Source organism: Streptomyces brasiliensis (genome assembly GCF_014647875.1).
GTDB lineage: Bacteria > Actinomycetota > Actinomycetes > Streptomycetales > Streptomycetaceae > Streptomyces > Streptomyces brasiliensis.
The window spans coordinates 95403-109366 of sequence record NZ_BMQA01000009.1; the positions used below are offsets into that span (position 1 = coordinate 95403).

The window sequence follows — 13964 nt, forward strand, 5'->3', positions numbered from 1 at the left end:
GCCGACTGCGGTTCAGCCCGAACCGGTTCCTTGCGGAACGTCACCAGTGTACTACTGCAAGTGAGTGATGATGGAAGCAAGCGCAGCGCCGCACGACCCGGTCGAGACCCAATTGATCATCAACTCCCCCGAGCAGATGCGGGAGTTGGGCCGCAAGCTCGCCAAGCTGCTGCGGGCCGGCGACCTGGTGATGCTCAGCGGGGAGCTGGGCGCGGGCAAGACGACGCTCACGCGCGGGCTCGGCGAGGGGCTCGGGGTGCGCGGTGCGGTGACCTCGCCGACGTTCGTGATCGCCCGGGTGCATCCGTCGCTGGGTGACGGCCCGCCGCTCGTCCACGTGGACGCGTACCGGCTGGGCGGCGGTCTCGGCGAGATGGAGGACCTCGACCTGGACGTCTCGCTGTCCGACTCGGTGATCGTCGTCGAGTGGGGCGAGGGCAAGGTCGAGGAGCTGACCGACGACCGGTTGCAGGTGGTGATCCACCGGGCCGTCGGAGACACCGCGGACGAGGTGCGGCACGTGACGGTCACCGGACTGGGGGAGCGGTGGGCGAGCGTGGACCTCGGAGTGCTGTCCGCCTGAGCGAGTCTGCGCGACAAGATTCCGACAGGCCGTCGGCAAGATATTGCGCCGGCCGTGGCGAGCGTGGTCACATGGTATCCAGATCGTAGTTAGGTCTGCCTAACTACGCCCGCCCCCGCTCGTCAGGAGGCGTCCATGCCCATCCCACAGCCCCCGGCGCAGCCGCGGCCGCACCCGGCCCCCGCGGTCTCGATGCGCGACCTGCTGGCCTCCTGCGCGGCCGCGGACGTGATCTCCAAACCGCCACGGGACCCCGAACCGAAGGCGCCCCGGTCGGACCACCACGGCGAGCACCCTCACGCGGCCTAGCCGTCAGGGCACCCGCAGTCAGCGGATCACCACGATCTTCACCCCGATCGTTGCGAACTGCCACATCGCCTCGCCGTCCTCGCGCGTCTCGCGGATCGCGCCCACCTTCAGGTCCGTGGAGCCGGGGGCCGGTGCCGTGTCCTTCACGGCGGCGCTGAAGCCGACGACCACGCCGTCGACGCTGGTGAAGCGGACGACGTGCTCGACGGGGCGGCCGTCCGTGCCGATGATCGCGTTCGAGCGTGACGTCACGACGTACGAACCCGGGGCCGGGTCGACGTTGCCCGGGGCCACCCGGAACGTGTGCTGGACCTTGCCGCGCCCGCCGACCAGCCAGACCCGGTCGTCGTCCACCGAGTACACGACGCGTTCACCCCTGCCGGAGGCGGCGGGCAGGGCGGTGGGGTCGTTCCGGTCGCGGGGCGCCTTGGAGGCGGCGACCGAGGGGGAGGCGCTGGAGGTGGGGCCGCCGCCGAGGGCGGGCGGGACGTTCGCCGAGGCCTGGTAGGCGAGGACGCCGACCGTGCCGACGGCCGCCGCGGTGAGCCCGGCCACGATTGCCGCGCTGGTGCCTGCCACGTGGGTCCACCTCTGCCTCGCGTCATATGTCCTACTTCGTACAGACCGTAGCAGTCGGTCACCGCCTGTTCCGGGCGGCGATGCATGAGGCGCGGGAGCCGTAGGCTGTTTGCGTGCTCTTGCTCGCTCTGGATACCGCCACCCCCGCCGTGACCGTCGCGCTGCACGACGGTACGGCCGTCCTCGCCTCGTCCAGTCAGGTCGACGCGCGTCGGCACGGTGAGCTGCTGCTGCCCGCCGTCGACCGTGTGCTCACCGAGGCGGGGCTCACGCTGGACGCCGTCACCGGCATCGTCGTCGGCATCGGGCCCGGCCCCTACACCGGGCTGCGCGTCGGACTGATGACCGCCGACACCTTCGGCCTCGCGCTCGGCGTGCCCGTGTACGGCCTGTGCACGCTCGACGGGCTCGCGTACGCGGCCGACATCGAGAAGGGCCCCTTCGTCGTGGCGACCGACGCCCGGCGCAAGGAGGTCTACTGGGCGATGTACGCCGATTCACGCACACGGGTGACGGACCCGGCCGTCGACCGGCCCGCCGACATCACCGAGCGGGTGGCCGGTCTGCCCGCCGTCGGCGCGGGCGCGCTGCTCTACCCGGACACCTTCCCGAGCGCCCACGAGCCCGAGCACGTCTCCGCCGCCGCTCTCGCCTCCCTGGCCGCCGAGAAGCTGGCCGCGGGGGAGGAGCTGCCGGCGCCCCGGCCGCTGTATCTGCGCCGGCCCGACGCGCAGGTCCCCAAGAACTACAAGGTGGTCACCCCCAAGTGACCGAACCCGTGAAGACCGCGCTGCGCGAGATGCGCTGGTGGGACATCGACGCGGTGCTCGAGCTGGAGAAGGACCTCTTCCCCGAGGACGCCTGGTCCCGGGGCATGTTCTGGTCCGAGCTGGCCCACGCCCGCGGCGCCGAGGCCACCCGGCGCTATGTCGTGGCCGCCGAGGGCGAGCGGCTCGTCGGGTACGCGGGCCTGGCGGCGCAGGGCGAGCTGGGCGACATCCAGACGATCGCCGTCGCCCGCGACCACCAGGGCACCGGGCTCGGCGCGCTGCTGCTGACCGAGCTGCTGCGGGCCGCGACCGCCTTCGAGTGCGCCGAGGTGATGCTCGAGTGCCGGGTGGACAACGTCCGCGCGCAGAAGCTGTACGAGCGCTTCGGCTTCGAGCCCATCGGCTTCCGGCGCGGCTACTACCAGCCGGGGAACGTCGACGCCCTGGTGATGCGGCTGACCGACCCTTCCCATTCCGTACGAGGAACCGAGATCAATGGCTGACGAACCCCTGGTCCTGGGGATCGAGACCTCCTGTGACGAGACCGGCGTCGGCATCGTCCGGGGCACCACGCTGCTGGCGGACGCCGTCGCGTCCAGCGTCGACGAGCACGCCCGCTTCGGCGGGGTCGTGCCCGAGGTGGCGTCCCGCGCGCACCTGGAGGCGATGGTCCCGACGATCGACCGCGCGCTGAAGGAGGCGGGGATCGGCGCCAGGGACCTGGACGGGATCGCCGTCACGGCGGGTCCCGGTCTCGCGGGCGCGCTGCTGGTCGGGGTCTCGGCCGCGAAGGCGTACGCCTACGCGCTGGGCAAGCCGCTGTACGGCGTGAACCATCTGGCCTCGCACATCTGCGTGGACCAGCTGGAGCACGGAGCGCTGCCGGAGCCGACGATGGCGCTGCTGGTGTCCGGCGGTCACTCGTCCCTGCTTCTGTCCTCGGACATCACGTCGGACGTACGCCCCATGGGCGCGACGATCGATGACGCGGCGGGCGAGGCCTTCGACAAGATCGCCCGCGTGCTGAACCTGGGCTTCCCCGGCGGGCCGGTCATCGACCGTTACGCGCGCGAGGGCGACCCGGAGGCGATCGCCTTCCCACGCGGTCTGACGGGGCCGCGCGATCCGGCGTACGACTTCTCCTTCTCCGGCCTGAAGACGGCCGTGGCCCGCTGGATCGAGGCGAAGCGGGCTGCGGGCGAGGAGGTGCCGGTGCGGGACGTGGCCGCCTCCTTCCAGGAGGCCGTGGTGGACGTCCTGACCCGCAAGGCGGTGCGGGCCTGCAAGGACGAGGGCGTCGACCACCTGATGATCGGCGGCGGCGTGGCGGCCAACTCCCGGCTGCGGGCCCTGGCCCAGGAACGCTGCGAGGCGGCGGGCATCCGGCTGCGCGTGCCCCGCCCCAAGCTGTGCACGGACAACGGGGCGATGGTGGCGGCACTCGGCGCCGAAATGGTGGCCCGCGGCCGAGCAGCCTCCGACTGGGACCTCTCGGCGGACTCCTCACTCCCGGTGACGGAGTCACACGTGCCGGGCGAGTCCCACACCCACGACCATGTGCACGAGATCAGCAAGGAGAACCTGTACTCGTGACGGTGGCCCTGATGTGGGAGGCGCGTGCCGCGGAGGGCCGGGGCGAGGAGCTGCTCGCGTGGGCACGTGAGCAGGGGCTCCCCGAGCAGCCGCTGCGCCGCGAGACCTTCCGCGCCCCGGAGGACCGGGTCCTCGTCATCACGTGGTGGGACGCGCCGTACGACGCCGAACTCCCCGAACTGCCTGAGCCGTCCGGGGAGTTGGTGACCCGCGCGGTGCACCGCTGGCGGTTCGGGTCGGTGGGCGTCGGCTGAGCCTCAGCTCACCTCGGTCTCACAGCGCAGCCGCCGGTCCGTGCCCACTTCCCGTACCGGGCCCGTCAGGGTCAGGTGGGTCGTGTGCTGCGGGGTCGCGCTCGAGGTGCCCAGGCGGAGTTCCAGCGCGCCCGGTTCCACCACCCGGTGGCCCGCTCGGTCCGTGAAGGACGACAGGTCCGAGTGGAAGTGGAACGTCACCCGGCGGGACTCGCCCGCTGCCAGGTCCACGCGCTGGTAGCCGATCAGGCGGACGTCGGGGCGGGTGACCGAGGCCACCGGGTCGTGCAGGTACAGCTGAACGACCTCCGTGCCCTCCCGGTCGCCGGTGTTGCGGACCGTCACCGAGACGTCGTACGTACCGTCCGTCGTGATCTCCGCGTCCGGGCCCTCGAAGTCCTGCCACTCGAACGTCGTGTACGAGCGGCCGTGGCCGAAGGGGTACAGCGGGGTCGGGTCCAGGTTGCTGACCTCGCCCGCCAGGCCCAGCGGCGGCTGGAGGTAGGTCCACGGCTGGCCGCCGGGGGTGCGCGGCACGCTCACCGGGAGGCGGCCCGAGGGGTTGACCCGGCCGGACAGGACGCCCGCCACCGCGGAGCCGCCCTCCTCGCCCGGGAAGAACGCCTGGACGACGGCGCCGAGCCGGTCCTGCCAGCGGCCCAGCGCGTACGGGCGTCCGGTCAGCAGGACCAGGACCACCGGTACGCCGGTGCCGAGCAGCGCGTCCAGCAAGTCGCCCTGGATGCCGGGCAGGTGCAGGTCCTCCGCGTCGCAGCCCTCACCCGAGGTGCCTCGGCCGAACAGACCGGCCCGGTCGCCCAGGACGGCCACGCACACGTCCGCCTCCGACGCCCGTGCCACCGCCTCCGCGATGCCCGACGGGTCCGGCTCGGACACCCCGCAGCCCTCCGCGAACGTCACCTTGGCGTCCGGGAGTTCGGTGCGCAGGGAGTCCAGGACCGTGGGGATGTCGACGCCCATCGGCACCTCGGGGTGGTGCGTGAGCACGTGGGACGGGAAGGAGTAGCAGCCGAGCATGGCGAGAGCGTCGGCCGCCCGCGGGCCCACCACGGCTATGCGGGTGTCCGGGGTGAGCGGCAGGATGCCGTCCGGGTTGTCGAGGAGGACCACCGACTCCTCGGCCAGGCGGCGCGCCAGGGCGCGGTTGGCCGTCGAGTCCAGGTCGACAGCGCTGCCGGTCTCCGGCTGCCAGTCCTCGTCCAGCAGGCCCAGCTCGCACTTCTGCAGCAGGACCCGGCGCGCGGCGCGGTCCACCAGGGACTCGGGGACCGTCCCCTCCCGTACGGCGGCCACGAGCGGCTTGCCGTAGCACTTCAGCGACGGCAGCTCGACATCGATGCCGGCCTCCAGCGCCGCGTGCGCCGCCTCGGCCGGGTTGCCGGCCACCCGGTGCAGCGTCTCCAGGAAGCCGATGCCGAAGTAGTCGGCGACGACCGTGCCGTCGAACCCCCACTGCTCACGCAGGAGTTCGGTCAGCAGCCGGGGATCGGCCGACGCGGGGACGCCGTCCGTCTCGGTGTACGCCGCCATCACGGAACGGGCGCCGCCCTCGCGCAGCGCCATCTCGAACGGCGGAAGCGTGATGTCCGCGAACTCACGGACGCCCGCCCGCACCGGCGCCAGGTTCCGCGCGCCGGCCGACGACGCGTATCCGGCGAAGTGCTTCAGCGTGGCGACGATCCCGGCGCCCTCGAGGCCCCGTACATACGCCGTGGCGATCGTGCCGACGAGGTACGGGTCCTCGCCGATCGTCTCCTCCACCCGGCCCCAGCGCAGATCGCGGACCACGTCGAGGACGGGCGCCAGGCCCTGGTGGACACCGACCGAGCGCAGGTCGTGACCGATGCGGTCGCCCAGCACCTCGACCAGGTCCGGGTCGAAGGTCGCGCCCCAGGCCAGCGGCACGGGGTAGGCCGTCGCCTGCCAGGCCGTGAAGCCCGCGAGGCACTCTTCGTGCGCGACGGCGGGAATGCCGAAACGGCCCGCGTCAGCGATGCGGCGCTGGGCGCGGGCCAGGGCCTGCGCGCCCAGCGCCGGATCCACGGGCGCGGTGCCGAAGGAGCGGGTCAGCTGGCCGAGTCCCAGCGTGATCAGCTCGTCCCAGTCGTAGTCGGAGCTCATCTCGCGCTGGAGGGGCGCCACTCCGTCGCCGTCCGTGTCGGCGCCCACCCACACGCCGTACAGCTGGGCCGTCTTCTCCTCCAGGGTCATCCGGGAGAGCAGGTCGTCGACGCGGGCGGTGGCGGGCAGGCTGGGGTCGCGCCAGGGGGCGGTGGTCATGGAACTCCTGTCAGGGGGGAGGGGGGTGGGCTGCCCGGGGTGGTGCGGGATCACTTGCCGCCCACGCCCATCAGGCCGCCCACCAGCGCGCGGCGGGCCACCAGGTACACGGCGAAGATGGGGATGCCGGAGAGGACGACCGAGGCGAGCAGGGCGGGGATGTTCACGCCGAACTGGCTCACGTAGTTGAACAGGCCGAGGGTCAGCACGCGCGGGCCGTCGGACTGGGTGAAGATCAGCGGGAAGAGGAAGCCGTTCCACGCCTGCAGCGCGGAGTAGATGACGACGGTGCTGATGCCGCCCTTGGTCATCGGGATGACCAGCTGGAACAGCATGCGCGTGGTCGAGGCGCCGTCCAGGGCCATGGCCTCGTACATCTCCTCCGAGATGTCCCGCAGGGTGCCGGTGAGGATCAGCACCGACACCGGCATCGCGAAGGCGGCCGTCGGCAGGATGATCGCGAGGAGGCTGTCGTACAGGTTCAGCTTGGCGATCATCAGGTAGAGGGGGACCACGACGGCCTGCGCCGGGATCGCCACGCCCATCAGGAACATCCGGAAGGCCGAGCTGGCCCAGATGTTCCGGGTCCGTACGGCGACGTAGGAGAGCGGCACGCACAGGACGAGGACGATCGCCACGACCGCCGCGGCCACGACGATCGTGTTCCACAGGAAGTGGCCGAACCCGTTGTGCAGGACGGTGTTGTAGTTGTCCAGCGTCGGATCGCTCGGAGGCTTCAGGGCGTTGTTGCCCAGCGCCTCGTCCTGCTTGGTGAGCGAGGCCGAGATCATCGCGTAGATCGGGACGATCACGACGACGAGCCAGATGAACGTGCTCACTCCGGCGAAGGGGTTGGCACGCTGGGTCCAGTGCCTGCGGCGGCGCCCGGTGGGCCGCCCGGCGGGCACGTCGGGGGTCTTCACGGGACGAGGCAACGTATCGTGTGACATTTAGTCACATTCCTTCCCGGGTACTGCGCATCGCGCCGAAGCCGGACAGCTTCACCATGAGCAGGGACAGCAGGGTCGCGGCCACCACCAGGAAGGAGGCGATGGCGCTCGCGTAGCCGAAGTCGTAGCTCTTGAAGCCCGCCTCGTACATCAGGTACGGCAGGATCGCCGTGTCGGTGCCGGGGCCGCCCTGGGTCAGGATCAGGACGGTCTCGAAGTAGGTCAGCGAGCCGACGACCATCAGCACGCTGGACGTGGCCACGGTATTGCGCAGCTGGGGCAGGGTGATCGAGAAGAACTGGCGGACGCGTCCCGCGCCGTCGATCGCCGCGGCCTGGTAGAGGACCTCGGGGATCTGCCGTGCACCACCCTGGTAGATCAGGGTGTGGAAGGGGATGAACTGCCAGCCGCCGACGAACACGATCGCCAGGAAGGCGCCGTTGGTCGAGCCGAGGGTGTCGCCGCGGATGATGCCGAAGTTCGGGTCCAGCAGGGCGTAGAAGAGCAGCGAGATCGCCGTCGAGGACAGCAGGAACGGCACGAAGAAGATCGCCGACAGGATCGCGCGGTTCTTCTGCCGGCCCGCCGCCCAGACGCCGAGCAGCAGGGAGATGACGGTCTGGAAGACCCAGCTCACCACGGTCAGCAGCACGGTGACCGTGAGGGACTGGGCGAGCCGGTCGTCGGTCAGCAGCTTCTGCCAGTTGGCGAAGCCCACCGGCTCGGGGTCGCCGAGGCCGTTCCACTTGGTGAAGGACAGGTAGAACGCCAGCACCATGGGGGCGATGGCGAAGAACGCGAAGAACAGAACGGCCGGCAGGGCCAGTGCCGCGTGCGGACGGCCCGCCTTGGCCTGCGAGCCGCGGGGCGGGCGGCCCGCGTCGACGCGCGAGCCGCCCTTCACTGCGGTGGTGCTCACTTCAGACCCTTCAGAGCCGTCACGAACTGGCTCGGCGAGGACTTCCCGACGAACAGCTTGTTGATCTCGGTGAGCATCGGCGTCGAGACGTTCGGGTCGACCGCCTGGTCCCAGCTCAGCGTGAACGCCGGGGCCTGCTGCACCATCTTGTACTGGAACTTGGCGAACTCCGGGTTCGGCGAGGCGTCGAGCAGCTTCTCGGCGTTCGCCGTGGTCGGGATGTCACCGTTGGCGACCAGGTCCTTGGCGTACTGCTCCGAGGCGCACTCGCGCAGGAAGGCCAGCGCCGCGTCCTTGTTGGACGTACGGGCGTTGACCGACCAGTAGTTGGTCGGGTTGCCGACCACGTTGCGGATGTCGCCGGCGCCGCCCTCGATCGAGGGGAACGCGAACCAGCCGAGGTCCTTCTTGGCGAAGTCGGGGAACTTGCCGAGCTGCGTCGAGTACTCCCACGAGCCCATCAGGTGCATCGCGGCCTTGCCCTTGGCGAAGACGGCCGGCGCGCCGCCGTTGGTGTAGGCGACCGAGCTGAAGCCCTTGCCGAAGGCGCCGTCGTCGATGAGCTGCTTGACCGTCTCGGCGGCCTTGAGGACGGCCGGGTCGCCCCAGGCGGAGGCGTCGCCGTTCTTGATCTTTTCGAAGACCTGGGGGCCGCCGATGCGGTCGACCAGGTACTCCAGCCACATCAGCTCGGGCCAGACGTCCGCGCCGCCGAGCGCGAACGGGGTGATCTTCGCCTTCTTGAGCTTGGCGTTGATGTCGAGCAGCTGGTCCCAGGTCGTGGGCGGGGTGAGCTTGTGCTCGGCGAAGAGGGACTTGTTGTAGAAGAGGATCACGGGCTGCATGCCGCGCATGGGTATGCCGTAGTTGTGCCCGCTCAGGCCGCCGGCCGCGAGGACCGAGGGCAGGAAGCCGTCCTTGAGGACCGAGTCCGACTTGATGATGTCGGTGAGGTCGATCAGCTGGTTCGCGTCCTTGTACGCCTTGATCGAGCCGCCGCCCCAGTTGAAGAACACGTCGGGGGCGTTGGGGGAGCCCATCGCGGTGCGCAGCTTGGCCGGGTACTCGGCGCCGGGCACCTTCTCCAGCTTGATCTTGCCCTTGGCCTTCTTGGCGGCGGCCGACGCGTTGAACCGGTCGATGGCCTTGACCTGGACCTTGACCGCGTCGTCGCCGTACACGAACGCGGTGATCGTGCCGCCGCCGCTCCCGGAGCCTCCAGAGGAGCCGCAGGCCGAGAGTCCGGCGGTGAGAAGTGTGGTGGCACCGGCGCCGAGCACCCAGCGCCTGCTGAACGTACGCCCGCCGTTGGACGTGGTGGACTCCATGGACCAGGCCTCTCGCGAATGTTTCGGATTGAGTTACGAATGTTCCGGGAACGTATGGCGGAAGAGGGGGTTCGTCAAGAGGTCTCGCAGGGTTACGATCCCGGGCATGAAGTCTGGGAAGCCCGCAGAAACGCAGACGGCGACGCTCGCCGAAATCGCCCGCGAGGCCGGGGTGTCGGCTCCGACTGTTTCGAAGGTCCTCAACGGCCGCGCCGACGTCGCACCCTCGACCCGCACCCGTGTCGAGGAGCTGCTGCGCTCGTACGGCTATCGGCGGCGGCGTGCCGAGGCTTCCCGTTCGCCCCTGATCGACCTGGTCTTCCACGAGTTGGAGAGCGCGTGGGCGATGGAGGTCATAAGGGGCGTGGAGAACGTGGCCCGGGATGCGGGTCTTAGTGTAGTTCTGTCCGAGTCTGCCGGACGACTCACGCCGGGCCGGACCTGGGCCGACCAGGTCGCCGCGCGCCGTCCGCATGGTGTGGTCCTCGTGCTGTCCGGCCTCGACGAGTCCCAGCGTGCGCTGTTGACGAGCCGGTCGATCCCGTTCGTGGTGATGGACCCGGCGGGCGATCCGGGCACCGATGTGCCGTCGATAGGTGCCACCAACTGGCAGGGCGGTCTCGCCGCGACCCGGCACCTGGTCGAGTTGGGCCACACCCGCATCGGCGCGCTCAGCGGACCGTCCCGGATGATGTGCAGCCGGGCCCGGGTGGACGGATACCGGGCGGCGCTGGAGACGGCCGGGCTGCCGGTCGACCCGTCGCTGATCGGCACAGGTGACTTTCATCACGAGGCCGGCTATCGGCTGGGCCTGGAACTGCTGCGCCGCCCGGACCGCCCCACCGCGATCTTCGCCGGCAACGACCTCCAGGCGCTGGGCCTGTACGAGGCGGCACGCGAACTGGGCCTGCGCATCCCGGAGGACCTGAGCGTGGTCGGCTTCGACGACCTCCCGGTGGCCCGCTGGGTCGGCCCCCCGCTGACGACGGTGCGCCAGCCCCTCACGGAGATGGCCGAGGCAGCGGCCCGCCTGGTGCTGGACCTGGGCCGCGAGGAGGAAACCCCGACGGCGACCCGGGTGGAACTGGCGACGAGCCTGGTGGTCCGCAGCAGCACGGGGGCGCCGCCGGCGGTTTAGCGGGCTTGGGCGAAGGGGCTGTGGGCTGTCGGGCGGGGTGAGTTGGCCCGGCGTGCCGAGTCACTCCTCCGCGGCCAATCGGTTATCAAACCGAAACTTTCGGAGGCGCCTGCGACGACGTACCCGGGAACGGGCCCGTCCCTCGCGGTACTTGACCCCGGCGTCGCGACGCTGCCCGCAGTCACGTTGGAAAGGTGAGATTTTCCGAAGAAAACCGTCTCGCGTGGCTTCCCCTAACAGTCTCCTAATAATTCGGACTTACGTTCCTCACCGTGACCGGACACGAGGAGATCGGCGACGAGGGCAGACGCAGACGGACGGGCCGGCGGTCGGTGGTGCTCAAGACCGCCGGTCTCACCCTCGCGGGCGCGCTGGTGCTCGGCAGCGCGGTTGCGGGCTGGGCGTACTGGCACCTCAACAACAACATCAAGAGCGTCGACATCAACAACGCGCTCGGCGACGACCGTCCGGCGAAGGCGGTGGTCACCCCGTCGGCCTCCGCCTCGGCCACCGAGGCCCCGCTGCCGACCGAGGCCCTGAACATCCTGGTCCTCGGCTCGGATTCGCGCAGCGGCAAGGAGAACAAGGCGCTGGGCGGCGGTGACAGCGGGGGTGCCCGCTCCGACACGGCGATGGTCGTGCACATCGACCCGGGACGCACCACGGCCACCGTCGTCAGCATCCCGCGCGACACCCTCGTCACCCGGCCGTCCTGTCCGCTGCCGTCCGGGGGAGAGACGGCGGTGGCGTACAACGCGATGTTCAACAGCGCCTACTCGGTGGGCGGACCGGTGTGCGCGGTGAAGACGGTCGAGAAGATGACGAACGTCCGCATGGACCACTACATCGAGATCGACTTCTCCGGCTTCGCGAAGCTGGTCGACGCCCTCGGTGGGGTCGACGTCACCACCGGCCAGGACATCGACGACGATCTGAGCCATCTGCATCTGAAGAAGGGCGCCCACCACCTCGACGGCACCCAGGCCCTGGCCCTGGCCCGCACCCGGCACGGCATAGGCGACGGCAGCGACCTCGGCCGGATCGGCCTCCAGCAGAAACTGGTCAAGGCGCTGCTGGAGCAGATGGCCAGGATCAGCCTGCTCACCGACCCTGCCAAGCTCTACCGGGTCGCCGACGCGGCCACGGCCGGCCTGACCACCGACACCGGCCTCGACTCCCTGAACGAACTGATGCGCCTCGGCCAGAGCCTGAAGGGCCTGTCGGCGGACAACGCCAGGACGGTGATGATGCCGGTGCTGCCGGCCCCCTCCGACCACAACCGGGTGGTGGCCCGGGAGCCCGGGGCGAGCACGCTGTGGGAGTCGCTGCGCTGATCCCGGCGGCGTGCGGAAGAGATCTCCGACGAGCCCGGAAAAAAATCTTCGAAGAAGTCCGGCGTGTGTGTCGAACCGCGTCGTCGCCGTTCGACGCAATGGGTGAGAGGCGGGGAGAGACCCCGCCGCCATCCTAGGAGTCACCATGCCGCGCTACCTGTCCATCGTGCGTATCGACGAGACCACCGCCCCGCCGGAGGGCCCGAGCCCCGAGCTGATGGAGCGGATGGGCGCCCTGATCGAGGAGATCACCAAGGCCGGTGTGATGCTCGACACGGCCGGGCTGCTCCCGCAGAGCGAGGGCAGGCGGGTCCACTGGGAGGGCGGCAAGGTCACCGTCACGGACGGGCCGTTCACCGAGTCCAAGGAGGTCATCGGCGGTTACGCCATCACCCAGTGCAAGGATCTCGACGAGGCCGTCGAGTGGACCAAGCGGTTCGTGCAGACCCACGAGGAGTACTGGACGGTCACCTGCGAGGTCCGGGAGATCGGCGAGGGCTGACCTGCCTTGGCGTACGGCCGCCGGGGGTGTTGCATGGTGGGCTGTGGAACAGCAGCCCACCGCCGCCCACGCGATCGAGACCGTCTTCCGCCTGGAGTCCCCGCGCGTCATCGCCGGCGTCGCCCGCATCGTCCGGGACGTCGGCATCGCCGAGGAGCTCGCGCAGGACGCCCTCGTCGCGGCCCTGGAGCAGTGGCCCAGGGACGGCGTGCCCGCGAACCCCGGCGCCTGGCTCATGACGACCGCCCGGCACCGCGCCGTCGACCTGGTCCGGCGCCGGGAGCGCTACGCCCGCAAGCTCGCGGAGATCGGCCGCGAACTGGAGACCACGGCCCCGCCCGAGGAGCCCGCCGACCCGGACGACATCGACGACGACCTGCTCCGCCTGGTCTTCACCGCCTGCCACCCGGTGCTGTCCGCCGAGGCCCGCACCGCCCTCACCCTGCGGCTGCTGGGCGGCCTGACCACGGCGGAGATCGCCCGCGCCTTCCTGGTCCCGGAGCCGACGATCGCCCAGCGCATCGTGCGCGCTAAGCGGACGCTGGCGACGAGGAACGTCGCCTTCGAGGTGCCGTACGGCCCCGACCGTGAGGCCCGTCTCGACTCCGTCCTCGACGTCATCTACCTGATCTTCAACGAGGGTTACGCGGCCACCGCGGGCGACGACTGGCTGCGACCGGGCCTGTGCGAGGACGCCCTGCGCCTGGCCCGGGTCCTCGCCTCGCTCATGCCGAAGGAGCCCGAGGTCCACGCCCTGGCCGCGCTCCTGGAGTTCCAGGCGTCCCGCACCGCGGCCCGCACCGGCCCCGACGGCGCGCCGGTCCTCCTCAAGGACCAGAACCGCCGCCGCTGGAACCGCATGCTCGTCGCCCGCGGTGTCACCGCCCTCACCCGCGCCGACGCCACCGCCACCGGCGCCCCGGGGCCGTACGCCCTCCAGGCGGCGATCGCCGCGTGCCACGCGCACGCGGACACCTACGAGGACACCGACTGGCCGGCCATCGCCACCCTGTACGGCCTGCTCGCCGCCCGGGCCCCGTCCCCCGTGGTCGAGTTGAACCGCGCGGTGGCCGTGTCGATGGCGCGCGGCCCGGCGGAGGCGCTGGAGATGGTCGACGCGCTCGCCGCCGAACCCGCCCTGCGCGACTACCACTTGCTGCCCAGCGTGCGCGGGGACCTGCTGGCACGGCTGGGCCGTACGGCCGAGGCCCGTGCGGAGTTCGCACGGGCGGCCGGGCTGGCGCGCAACGAGCGGGAGCGGGCATTGCTGCTGGCCAGGCAGGGCGAGTTGTAACCGCGAATCAGCCAGCTGTTCACTCGCAAATGCGTTCCCCTCGCGTCTCATTGGCCTCTACAGTGACTTCGCCGCTGTGAACGGCTGTGTGGTCGCCTGGGGGACAGACG

15 protein-coding genes are annotated in these 13964 nt (G+C 70.8%); 10 read left to right on the forward strand and 5 right to left on the reverse strand.

The window, feature by feature from the left end; all coding sequences use genetic code 11:
• Positions 1–70 precede the first annotated feature (70 nt).
• Together tsaE and IEZ19_RS16550 are read left to right on the forward strand one after the other, a co-directional pair.
• Positions 71–583, forward strand: coding sequence for a tRNA (adenosine(37)-N6)-threonylcarbamoyltransferase complex ATPase subunit type 1 TsaE (gene tsaE, locus IEZ19_RS16545; protein ID WP_189311942.1), 513 nt, complete (start codon positions 71–73; stop codon positions 581–583).
• A gap of 135 nt (positions 584–718) precedes the next feature.
• Entirely contained in the window at positions 719–892 is a 174-nt protein-coding gene (locus IEZ19_RS16550) for a hypothetical protein (RefSeq protein ID WP_189311943.1), read from the forward strand.
• A gap of 18 nt (positions 893–910) precedes the next feature.
• Here IEZ19_RS16550 and IEZ19_RS16555 read toward each other — a convergent pair whose 3' ends face one another.
• Positions 911–1471, reverse strand: coding sequence for a hypothetical protein (locus tag IEZ19_RS16555; protein WP_189311944.1), 561 nt, complete (start codon positions 1469–1471; stop codon positions 911–913).
• A gap of 113 nt (positions 1472–1584) precedes the next feature.
• Here IEZ19_RS16555 and tsaB point away from each other — a divergent pair, with 113 nt between their 5' ends.
• From tsaB to IEZ19_RS16575, 4 genes are read left to right on the forward strand one after another with little or no spacing between them, the layout of a single operon-like run.
• Entirely contained in the window at positions 1585–2241 is a 657-nt protein-coding gene (tsaB, locus tag IEZ19_RS16560; protein WP_189311945.1) for a tRNA (adenosine(37)-N6)-threonylcarbamoyltransferase complex dimerization subunit type 1 TsaB, read from the forward strand.
• On the forward strand, positions 2238–2744 hold the full coding sequence (gene rimI / locus IEZ19_RS16565) for a ribosomal protein S18-alanine N-acetyltransferase (RefSeq protein WP_189311946.1): 507 nt from the start codon (positions 2238–2240) through the stop codon (positions 2742–2744). Before tsaB ends, rimI begins: the two co-directional genes overlap by 4 nt.
• A complete protein-coding gene (gene tsaD, locus IEZ19_RS16570; protein WP_189311947.1) occupies positions 2737–3834 on the forward strand; it encodes a tRNA (adenosine(37)-N6)-threonylcarbamoyltransferase complex transferase subunit TsaD in 1098 nt (365 codons plus the stop codon). The genes rimI and tsaD overlap by 8 nt, the downstream gene beginning before the upstream one ends.
• Positions 3831–4088: a hypothetical protein gene (locus tag IEZ19_RS16575; protein ID WP_189311948.1), complete on the forward strand. Its 258-nt coding sequence runs from the start codon at positions 3831–3833 to the stop codon at positions 4086–4088. The genes tsaD and IEZ19_RS16575 overlap by 4 nt, the downstream gene beginning before the upstream one ends.
• A gap of 3 nt (positions 4089–4091) precedes the next feature.
• Here the strand turns inward: IEZ19_RS16575 and IEZ19_RS16580 are convergent, their stop codons facing one another.
• From IEZ19_RS16580 to IEZ19_RS16595, 4 genes are all read right to left on the reverse strand, one after another.
• Complete coding sequence (locus IEZ19_RS16580; RefSeq protein ID WP_189311949.1) at positions 4092–6389, reverse strand: beta-xylosidase/alpha-l-arabinosidase; 2298 nt, start codon at positions 6387–6389, stop codon at positions 4092–4094.
• Positions 6390–6439: 50 nt separating this feature from the next.
• Positions 6440–7339, reverse strand: coding sequence for a carbohydrate ABC transporter permease (locus IEZ19_RS16585; protein WP_189311950.1), 900 nt, complete (start codon positions 7337–7339; stop codon positions 6440–6442).
• A gap of 4 nt (positions 7340–7343) precedes the next feature.
• Positions 7344–8159: a carbohydrate ABC transporter permease gene (locus IEZ19_RS16590; protein WP_373296992.1), complete on the reverse strand. Its 816-nt coding sequence runs from the start codon at positions 8157–8159 to the stop codon at positions 7344–7346.
• Positions 8160–8254: 95 nt separating this feature from the next.
• Positions 8255–9586, reverse strand: a complete 1332-nt coding sequence (locus tag IEZ19_RS16595) for an ABC transporter substrate-binding protein (RefSeq protein ID WP_189311951.1) — start codon at positions 9584–9586, stop codon at positions 8255–8257.
• Between the two features lie 106 nt (positions 9587–9692).
• Here IEZ19_RS16595 and IEZ19_RS16600 point away from each other — a divergent pair, with 106 nt between their 5' ends.
• The 4 genes from IEZ19_RS16600 (at position 9693) to IEZ19_RS16615 (ending at position 13854) form a co-directional block, all read left to right on the forward strand.
• The gene (locus tag IEZ19_RS16600; RefSeq protein WP_189311952.1) at positions 9693–10724 is read left to right on the forward strand and encodes a LacI family DNA-binding transcriptional regulator; all 1032 of its coding nucleotides are present in this window, start codon (positions 9693–9695) and stop codon (positions 10722–10724) included.
• 272 nt (positions 10725–10996) lie between these two features.
• The gene (locus IEZ19_RS16605; RefSeq protein WP_189311953.1) at positions 10997–12058 is read left to right on the forward strand and encodes an LCP family protein; all 1062 of its coding nucleotides are present in this window, start codon (positions 10997–10999) and stop codon (positions 12056–12058) included.
• 145 nt (positions 12059–12203) lie between these two features.
• On the forward strand, positions 12204–12560 hold the full coding sequence (locus tag IEZ19_RS16610) for a YciI family protein (protein WP_189311954.1): 357 nt from the start codon (positions 12204–12206) through the stop codon (positions 12558–12560).
• A gap of 43 nt (positions 12561–12603) precedes the next feature.
• The gene (locus IEZ19_RS16615; protein ID WP_189311955.1) at positions 12604–13854 is read left to right on the forward strand and encodes an RNA polymerase sigma factor; all 1251 of its coding nucleotides are present in this window, start codon (positions 12604–12606) and stop codon (positions 13852–13854) included.
• The last annotated feature ends 110 nt before the right edge of the window (positions 13855–13964 follow it).